8 protein-coding genes are annotated in these 9,389 nt (G+C 36.5%); all 8 read right to left on the bottom strand.

The annotated features are described in order from the left end of the window. Positions 1 to 1,926 (bottom strand): ankyrin repeat domain-containing protein (locus tag NQ163_RS07370; protein ID WP_268189656.1); only part of this gene is annotated, 1,926 nt, incomplete at its 3' end. A gap of 107 nt (positions 1,927 to 2,033) precedes the next feature. Continuing rightward, positions 2,034 to 2,834, bottom strand: a complete 801-nt coding sequence (gene lgt, locus NQ163_RS07365) for a prolipoprotein diacylglyceryl transferase (RefSeq protein ID WP_268189655.1) — start codon at positions 2,832 to 2,834, stop codon at positions 2,034 to 2,036. Positions 2,835 to 2,934: 100 nt separating this feature from the next. Further along, positions 2,935 to 6,228 (bottom strand): preprotein translocase subunit SecA, encoded by a 3,294-nt coding sequence (secA, locus tag NQ163_RS07360; RefSeq protein ID WP_268189653.1) that lies wholly within the window; start codon positions 6,226 to 6,228, stop codon positions 2,935 to 2,937. A 101-nt stretch (positions 6,229 to 6,329) separates the two neighbouring features. Further along, complete coding sequence (locus NQ163_RS07355; protein WP_170150694.1) at positions 6,330 to 6,716, bottom strand: hypothetical protein; 387 nt, start codon at positions 6,714 to 6,716, stop codon at positions 6,330 to 6,332. Between the two features lie 82 nt (positions 6,717 to 6,798). Beyond that, positions 6,799 to 7,308: a hypothetical protein gene (locus NQ163_RS07350; RefSeq protein WP_268189650.1), complete on the bottom strand. Its 510-nt coding sequence runs from the start codon at positions 7,306 to 7,308 to the stop codon at positions 6,799 to 6,801. Positions 7,309 to 7,412: 104 nt separating this feature from the next. Continuing rightward, positions 7,413 to 7,922, bottom strand: a complete 510-nt coding sequence (locus tag NQ163_RS07345) for a ferritin (RefSeq protein WP_120241372.1) — start codon at positions 7,920 to 7,922, stop codon at positions 7,413 to 7,415. Positions 7,923 to 8,466: 544 nt separating this feature from the next. After that, complete coding sequence (locus NQ163_RS07340; RefSeq protein WP_268189649.1) at positions 8,467 to 8,853, bottom strand: DUF2023 family protein; 387 nt, start codon at positions 8,851 to 8,853, stop codon at positions 8,467 to 8,469. Positions 8,854 to 8,859: 6 nt separating this feature from the next. Then, a complete protein-coding gene (locus tag NQ163_RS07335; RefSeq protein WP_268189648.1) occupies positions 8,860 to 9,366 on the bottom strand; it encodes a flavodoxin in 507 nt (168 codons plus the stop codon). Between the last annotated feature and the right edge of the window lie 23 nt (positions 9,367 to 9,389).

Here is a 9,389-nt window from a genome sequence, read left to right as displayed (position 1 = left end):
GTTTCGAATACATCCATTTGAATCCGGTAATGGATAAGTTGGTTTCAAAACCTGAAGATTGGGAATTTTCTTCTTATCGAGATTATTTTGCTGGATATCACTTTCAATTTTTTGCTTTAATTCTTCCAGACAATTATACATCTCGGGATATAATCTTTTATTTACCTCACCTCTTTCCTTATCCAACATCCAGAAATTAATTAAATCGAGAGTTGATTCACCCTTGTAATTCAACACTCTAAAATCTAGTCGACTACTGTCGGATATTAATTCCTTTAAACAGGCACATGCCTCTTTCTGAGCCCCCAAGCGTAAATAGGTTAGGTTATGAATCATCTGCATTAAAGGGGTGTTACCATCTGAATTTTGACGATTCACATTGGTATGAGGATTGCTTACTAAAGTTTTTACCAAAACCCTTGCATAAGCATCCACAGCATAATGTAACGCAGTTGCACCAATGTAGTCAGGCAGGTTTAGATCAATACCAGGCGTTTGCATCAGTTGCTTTACCAATTCTGAACGCAGTTGCAGGTTCGATTGAATTTCTTCATCAGAATATCCATATGACCTGTCCTTTGTGTAACACAGCCAGGTCAAAGGTGTTCTTGCCAGTTGATTTTCGATTACATTAGTATTGGCATTATAATCCAGACATAGCTTAATATTCTCCATGTAAAAATCAAGGTCATCTATTTTCGCATCAGTACCTATTCGGCATACAAATTTCGACAATTCCTGTGATGCTCCATAATTATACTCCTTATTCGGCTTTAGCTTGTCAACAAGTTCTGTATTCTTATCATCTAACCAGTTTTTTCTACTTGCGTAATCAAAAGAGGTAAAATTGACATTGTTTAAGCTATTCAATTTCAGGTCATCTCGCGTAAGAAACAGGCTGATTAACTCAATTCCTCTGGCATTTATTCTATTTACTCCACTGTTGCCACTCATTAAATACTGTTGCAATGGATTATTGTTATAGTAATAGTTACCAATGTTTACATCTGTCTTGTCACTGCTCAACAGTACCTTTATTAGCTCAACAGGATGATTGCAAGATCTCTTTTCCTTTTCAAGGTAATATTCCCCCAAAGCGTAATGCATCGCAGTATTTCCCATGGCATCCTGAATGTTAGGATTTGTACTTTCCAACGAAAGTGCTTCCTGTAATATCCTTAGCTTTTGTCTGTCACTAATGTTTTCCCACTCTTCAAATAAAAACAATTTGTGTAAAGGAGTCTGTCCCAAAGAATCCTGCATATTCCAATAAGGAACAGACCATCCTTTGTAGTTATCCTTAACGCGAATGGTAAGCTTCATACACTCCCCTTCATCTACAATTTTATTTTGATTTCTATCCGTAAATACCAGCAGATAGAATTCGCTTAGCCGCATATCGGACATGGCTGTTAATTGGCTCATAAAGTTTAAAGAGTCAATCTCGAACTCCAACTTAAGCATATTGTCCAAGGAAGCAATTGAATCCACCCTTTTATTTTCCTCATTCTCATAAAACAGATAGTGATGTGCACTTGAATTAAATCTCAGAGCTTCATAGCCTCCATTTTTAGCTGTAGCCATTCCTGTTCCCGGAGCAAAACACTCTATGGTGTCAATTGCCATGCCTGTTTCCACCACAGGCAATTGAGATACATTATAAAATGCTGTTATGCGCGTAGCGTTAAACTTTTTGCTTGCTACATCATAGGGTTTATTGTAAAAACGAAGGGTAAATTTGCTTTTATCTATCTCTATGGTATCACTTTGGGCAGATATTGGCAATTCAATACCATTCTGGAAAACATAGACTGTACTGTAGTTATCGAAGCCTTTATTTTCCGTTAATTTTAAAGTTGAACATGATTGTAGTACAAAACCAATAAGAGCAATTGCAATGAATTGTAATGGGTATTTTATCTGCATTCTGTAATTCTTCCTTTTTCAGATTAATGAATCCTATGGGCATAGGATACTAAACAAAAAAAATCCGAACCATAATGATTCGGATTTTTAAATTTCATAATGAATCTTTATGCTGTTTTTGCTTTTAAATTCTTAATCACAAAATAAGCTCCCAACAAAACAAAGGGTATACTTAACCATTGTCCCATATTTAAAGCCATACCTTCTTCAAATGCTTCCTGATTTTCTTTGATGAACTCGATGAAGAAACGAGCCGTAAAAATCAACACCAAAAATGCACCGAAAATCATACCTGAGCGTTGTTTTGCATCGGTTTTCCAATACATGAACATCAATATTCCGAAAGAAATCAGGTAACAAATTGCTTCGTACAATTGTGCAGGATGACGAGGTGCTTTTGGATCTTCGATTGAAGCTCGCACAAACTCAAATCCCCAGGATACAGTCGTTTTCACACCAATAATTTCAGAATTCATCAGGTTTCCCAAACGAATGAAACATCCTGCCAAAGCAACTGGAATTACAACGTAATCCAAGATCCAAAGAATTGATTTCTTGCTCACTTTTTTCGAATAGAACCACAAAGCAGCAATAATACCAATTGCAGCGCCATGAGAGGCTAATCCTCCATGCCATACTTTAATAATTTCAGCCGGATGTTGTGAATAAAATTCCCATCCATAGAAGAAAACATGGCCTAAACGTGCTCCTACAACGGTAGCAATCATGGTATACAAGAATAATTTATCAAGCCATTCCAACTTGATACCATCCTTCTTAAACATCTTCTCAACGATATAGTATCCCAACAAAAAGCCTAAGGCAAAAAGTAATCCGTACCAACGAACGGAAAAGGAACCAATCGTAAAAATTTCGGGTTTAATATCCCAAAGGATTGATAGTAACATATCAGTTATTTTTAGAGTTCAGTGTGTCAAAACCAAATGGATTGTCCCGACTAGCAGAACAATCCATGTGAAAATAATATTAATATTTCATATTCGGAAATTAAGCTGGAACACCTTTACCGTGACATTGCTTAAATTTCTTACCGCTACCGCAAGGACAAGGCTCGTTACGTCCTACTTTCTGAACATTTCGAACTGGCTCAGCCTTTTTAGGAGCTTGTTTTCTTCCATCAGAACCTAATTCTTCTTTCGAAGTTTGAAGGTTACTCATATCACGCTTGCGCTCTTCAGCCTGACGCACTTCTTCAGGATCCTGCAATGGAATGTGACCTTTCATTAAGCTGGCAACCACTTTCTTGTTCACATCTTCAACCATTACTTTAAATAAGTTGAATGATTCAAACTTGTAAATCAAAAGTGGATCTTTTTGCTCGTATGAAGCATTCTGAACAGATTGTTTCAAATCATCCATTTCACGCAAATGCTCTTTCCAGGACTCATCAATAGTTGCTAAAATCGATACTTTTTCGAAAGATCTCATTACATCTTCAGCTTCGGTATCGTAAGCTTTTTTCAAATGAGTAATTACATTGAACATCTTAGAACCATCAGAAAATGGAACTACAATATTCTCGTACATTTCACCTTTCGATTCGTAAACATTCTTAATAACAGGATATGCTTGCTTCGCAATAGCTTCAGTTTTTCTATTGTAAGTATCCATAACCACATCATTTATCTTCTCAGCAATTACAGCAGGAGTTTCTTTCAAAAACTCTTCCTCTGTAACCGGAGATTCAATTGAGAAGGTACGGATCAAGTCCATTTTAAACTCTTCGAAATCGCCACCATGATTTTCATTGGCAATCACTTCAGAAACATCGTACATCATATTGGCAATATCCACCTGGATACGCTCTCCGAACAATGCGTGACGACGACGCTTGTAGATTACCTCACGCTGAGAGTTCATTACATCATCATATTCAAGCAAACGCTTACGAATACCAAAGTTGTTCTCCTCTACTTTCTTCTGAGCACGCTCAATAGATTTGGTAATCATGCTGTGCTGAATCACCTCTCCTTCTTCAAGACCCATGCGGTCCATAAGCTTCACAATACGATCTGAGCTAAACAAACGCATCAAATCATCTTCAAGAGATACGAAAAACTGAGAAGACCCCACATCTCCCTGACGACCTGCACGACCACGCAACTGACGGTCAACACGACGAGAATCGTGACGTTCTGTACCAATAATTGCCAAACCACCTGCAGCTTTAACTTCATCAGTTAATTTGATATCGGTACCACGACCAGCCATATTGGTTGCAATAGTTACCGTACCTGCCTTACCAGCTTCAGCAACAATATCTGCCTCTTTTTGGTGTAATTTGGCATTCAGTACGTTGTGTTTGATTCCACGAATCTTAAGCATTCTACCCAACAATTCCGAAATCTCAACTGAAGTTGTACCAACCAATACCGGACGACCAGCATTTACCAAAGCAACAATTTCTTCGATAACCGCAGCATACTTTTCACGTTTGGTTTTGTATACCAAATCATCTCGGTCATCACGAGCAATTGGCTTGTTGGTTGGAATAACAACCACCTCTAATTTGTAAATATCCCATAATTCACCTGCTTCGGTTTCTGCAGTACCTGTCATACCCGAAAGCTTGTGATACATTCTAAAGTAGTTCTGAAGGGTAATGGTAGCAAATGTTTGAGTAGCTGCCTCAATCTTCACATTTTCCTTCGCTTCAATTGCCTGGTGCAAACCATCAGAGTAACGACGGCCTTCCATAATACGACCTGTTTGCTCGTCAACAATTTTCACTTTACCATCCATCAACACATACTCAACATCTTTTTCGAATAAAGTATATGCTTTCAACAACTGATTAACCGTGTGAACACGTTCTGTTTTAACCGAGTAAGACTGAATCATCTCATCCTTTTGTCTCAGTTTTTCTTCATCAGGAAGATCTGATTTTTCGATTTCATTGATTTCAGTACCAATATCTGGCAATACAAAGAATCCTGAATCGTCGGTATCAGCACTTAGCAAATCGATACCTTTATCGGTTAATTCAATTGAATTATGCTTTTCGTCGATAACAAAATACAGTTCATCTGTAATGATGTGCATGTTTTTGTTATTCTCCTGCATGTAGAAGTTCTCTGTCTTTAATAAAGTTGCTTTATTCCCTTGCTCACTCAAGTACTTAATTAAAGGCTTCATTTTTGGTAAACCTTTAAAAGTTCTCAATAACAACTTCGCTCCTTCTTCTTGTTCTTTTTTGTCTTCGCTGTTCAACAATTTCTTCGATTCGGTAAAGATTTTCATTACCAAGTCGTTCTGAGCCTTTACAATTTTCTGCACCTGAGGCTTCAAAGAATCGAACTGTTGATTGTCACCACGTGGAATTGGACCAGAGATAATCAATGGTGTACGAGCATCATCTACCAATACCGAGTCAACCTCGTCGACAATTGAGTAGTTGTGACGACGCTGAACCAAATCCTTAGGATTGGTAGCCATATTATCACGCAAGTAGTCGAAACCAAATTCATTGTTGGTACCGAATGTAATGTCTGAAGCGTATGCTTTTCTACGCTCATCAGAGTTTGGAGAATGCTTATCGATACAATCAACCGACATTCCGTGGAATTGGTACAATGGTCCCATCCACTCCGAGTCACGTTTTGCAAGGTAATCATTCACGGTTACTACGTGAACCCCGCGCCCAGTCAATGCATTCAGGAATACAGGTAAGGTTGCAACCAAAGTTTTACCTTCCCCCGTTGCCATCTCAGCAATTTTACCTTGATGAAGAACTGTTCCACCAATCAGCTGCACATCATAGTGAATCATGTCCCAAACAATCTCAGTACCACCTGCAGTCCAGGAATTGAAGAATACGGCTTTGTCTCCATCAATCTGAACATTGTCGAAATGTGGAGCCAAATCACGGTCGAATTGAGTTGCTGTAACTTCAATTTCCTCATTCTCGGTTAAACGACGAGCAGTATCTTTTACAATTGCAAAAGCAGTTGGTAAGATTTGTTCCAACACTTCCTCAATTTTCTCATCGATTTGTCCTTCAATCTTATCTATCTCATCGTAAATGTCTTCCTTCTCGTTTACAGAAAGTCCACCATTTTCGATTTTGTCTTTAAATGATTTAATCTGGTCATTTTCAGCTTGTACGTAATCTTGAATGCGTTGCTTTAATTTTGCAGATTCTTCACGAATTCCATCGTGGCTTAGTGTTGTTACTCTATCATACTCAGCCTTAATCTTTGCCAAATAAGGAGTCAATTCTTTTAAGTCTCTGTCTGATTTGTTACCAAACAGTTTTCCTAATGTTTTATCTAGAAAACCCATAATGATTTATTGATTTCAATATTGAATGCATTCCTCTACGAATAGAAGAAGCTAAAATGTATTTAAAATAGAAAATTGGTTCAATCCTGAACCTTAACGAATTAGCATGAATAACCAGGAGCACGAATAGGATTATCGCGCTTAACAACTTGGCTAAAACATGGTTCTGAATAAGGTAAATATCCTTTTATATCCTCAGGTTCAGGATAATTCAGAAATTTTAATTGCTGGTTTAATGCAGGAATTTTAGGCAAATCATTCAATACAGATAATTCTTCTGCATTCGAAAAACATGAACCTGCCAATTGTTCTTGCTCTACATTTACCAGGATTGGCGAAGCAAATGCTTCATCCAGGTTTTGAACATGATCGGCGTACCATTCAGCAAATAGCTCATTGTCCACAGTAAAATCCTGTGCATTGGCCATAGGTACGGCTGCCGCACATCCTGTGAGCACACAAAAAACTACTATGAGGTATCTGTTCATATCCATCGAGACCAAAAGTAGAAATTTTTATTGGTTTGAAGCCTTTTTTATGAAAATAATTTAAAGGAATGAAGCGTGATGACTAATAAAGTTGATTCTCACCCATTCTTTCAAACTCTTTTTTGCCGATTTTTTGACCATTAATAATGGTGGTATCCCAATCCTGAACAATTTTCCAGGTATTTGATATCTTTTTGAGAACAATATGAAATTGCCCGTAATGGATCGAGCATTCATCATCAATTTTCGTTTCTATCTTGTAATAGCCTACTTCATATGAGGTATTCAGATTTGTATGCCTGCTTTCGAACCAAAAATCCAGTTTTACAATGGCAGACTTCTCCTTAAGTATTTGAAATCTTTCAACATTTGCAGTCTTAAAAGAGTTTTCTGTATCAATCCCATTTGGAGTAACTCTTAAAGTTTGATCTGCATAGAGATCATTCAATGCTATTGCATCTATCCTTTCAAATGCAGATTTAAACTCTTTCCAAACACTTTGGTCAATTTCATTTTGTATACTTTCCATATTGCTTTGGGCTGAAGTTAATTCTGATGCACAGATGATCAGAAGTACAATAAAGATCCTCATGATAAAATTTTCCCTTAAAGATAGATTCTTTTTATCATCAGATACAAAAAAAGGATGTCATGGTATCAACCAGACATCCTTTCCTATATTATTTTCTGTATGGATTACTCAGCAGGAGCAACAAAAGTTCTTGCTTTGAATTCTTTGTCCATCATATAAAGACCATGTCCTTTTCCTTCGAACATTCTTAATTGGTCAAGAATTTCACCTACACCAGCTTCTTCCTCAACTTGCTCATCAACAAACCACTGTAAAAAGTTTACAGTTGCATGATCTTTTTCTGCAATCGCAACATTTACACATTCGTTAATCAAGCTTGTTACTTTTTCTTCATGAGCTAATGTTTCCTCATAAATGTTTACAACACCATCCCACTCCGAAGGAACTTCAGCAATTGGTTGAAGAATAACACGTCCACCTCTTTCATTAACAAAGTCAAGCATTTTCATAGCGTGGAAAGTTTCTTCTTCAAACTGAACTTTCATCCAGTTTGCGAAACCTGGCATTCCGTTCGCATTAAAATAGTTAGACATTGACAAATAGAAATAAGCCGACCAAAATTCAGCATTAATCTGCTCATTCAAAATCTTCTCAACATTTTTATTGATAGCCATAATGTATAATCTTTTTTGTGTTTTCTAATTTCATTCAAATGTAAGGGAAATCTATCAATCCCCTGTTTTAGTTTATTAAATTTAATGCTTATTTAAACTCAAACTAAATACCAATCAATAAACAAAGTCAACTTAGCAATTGTTCTAGAAAAATCAATCAAAATAATACCCCAACAGAAAAATTCCATTGGGGTAAAACCTGAGTGATGCAGTGAAAACTAACCTATTGCGAACTACATCTATACTACATAACAAAATGGTGAAAATACTACTAAATAACACTAAATATAATTTTAATCATGGCGAGATTAAATATTCAACATCTTGTAATTTTTTGATCATATCATCCAAGTCTAATATCAAATGTCAGGTGATTTGAATAAATTGAACAATAGCAAAGTAAGCGATCTAAAATCGCATCTGCAATCACCATATGTTATGATTTTTACACAAAAAATCACATCAAAAAAATACTCACCAAAGAGCAGTATGGCTGTCTAGGGTGAGTATCGAATTAATAGCAAAAGAAAAAATCTTTATATGTCTAACCAACTAACTTCGCATTTATAAGTTCGCTATTGATTCCCGTTCGTTTAATGTATCTCTCATATTGCTGATTTCTATCATAGCCAAGCATAATTCCCAGAATAAAATCCTGTTCATCTGTGAAATCAGACAATGATTTGTCTCCAAAGGATCTCACAATCTGAATGCATTCCTGTTTCCCAAAAAATACATTTATCTTGTTTTCGTTAACAGTTTGCAGAAAATAACTAATCCCCTTGCGCTGTAATAAATTTTCTGTTTTTTCCTTCTCACTGCTATGCATGGTATGCAATACCAAACTTCTTAATCCTTTGTTGTATTCGTAAACGTGGTGAATCAAAATCTGCATGTCAGCAGTCTTATAATCCGAACAAGTTAGTTTCATCTTTATCTAATTAAATTGATTTTTAAGTTCCGCAACCCAATCTGCTACTCTATCCGCTGTTTGGTCATCTTGATTTTCGATATCGATAGCCAATCCAACCAGCTTACCGTCTTTTTCAGCTCTTGAAGCATCATATTCATAACCATCAGTAGAAGTTTCCCCAACCAGTTCACAGTTCTGTTCTTCCAATGTCTCATATAGCTCACCCATACCATCAACAAATGAATCTGAATAGGAATACTGATCTCCTAATCCAAATAGGGCAACTTTTTTACCATCCATATTGGCATTTGTAATTTCTGATAGAAATCCTTCAAAATCATCTTGCAAATCGCCAATCCCCCATGTAGAAGTTCCTAAAATTAGGTTGTTAAACTTTTCAAGATCTGCTGCACTTGCATCAACAACATCAATGGTTGATGCGATATCTGCTCCAAATTCTTCTTGTATTTTTTTTGCTACTGCTTCTGTATTCCCGGTAGATGAACCGTAAAAAATTCCGATGTTTTGCATTTTGTTCTTATTTAGATTAAATA

The sequence above is a fragment of the Marinifilum sp. D737 genome (assembly GCF_026672275.1).
In the GTDB taxonomy this organism is placed as follows: domain Bacteria; phylum Bacteroidota; class Bacteroidia; order Bacteroidales; family Marinifilaceae; genus Marinifilum.
The sequence above is the reverse complement of the archived record's forward strand: the minus strand, read 5'-3'. Positions and strand labels throughout refer to the sequence as shown.

Coding starts and splice junctions, on each gene's coding strand:
- NQ163_RS07355 (WP_170150694.1), bottom strand. CDS start 6,716: ATGAACAGATACCTCATAGTAGTTTTTTGTGTGCTCACAGGATGTGCG.
- secA (WP_268189653.1), bottom strand. CDS start 6,228: ATGGGTTTTCTAGATAAAACATTAGGAAAACTGTTTGGTAACAAATCA.
- lgt (WP_268189655.1), bottom strand. CDS start 2,834: ATGTTACTATCAATCCTTTGGGATATTAAACCCGAAATTTTTACGATT.
- NQ163_RS07345 (WP_120241372.1), bottom strand. CDS start 7,922: ATGGCTATCAATAAAAATGTTGAGAAGATTTTGAATGAGCAGATTAAT.
- NQ163_RS07335 (WP_268189648.1), bottom strand. CDS start 9,366: ATGCAAAACATCGGAATTTTTTACGGTTCATCTACCGGGAATACAGAA.
- NQ163_RS07350 (WP_268189650.1), bottom strand. CDS start 7,308: ATGAGGATCTTTATTGTACTTCTGATCATCTGTGCATCAGAATTAACT.
- NQ163_RS07340 (WP_268189649.1), bottom strand. CDS start 8,853: ATGAAACTAACTTGTTCGGATTATAAGACTGCTGACATGCAGATTTTG.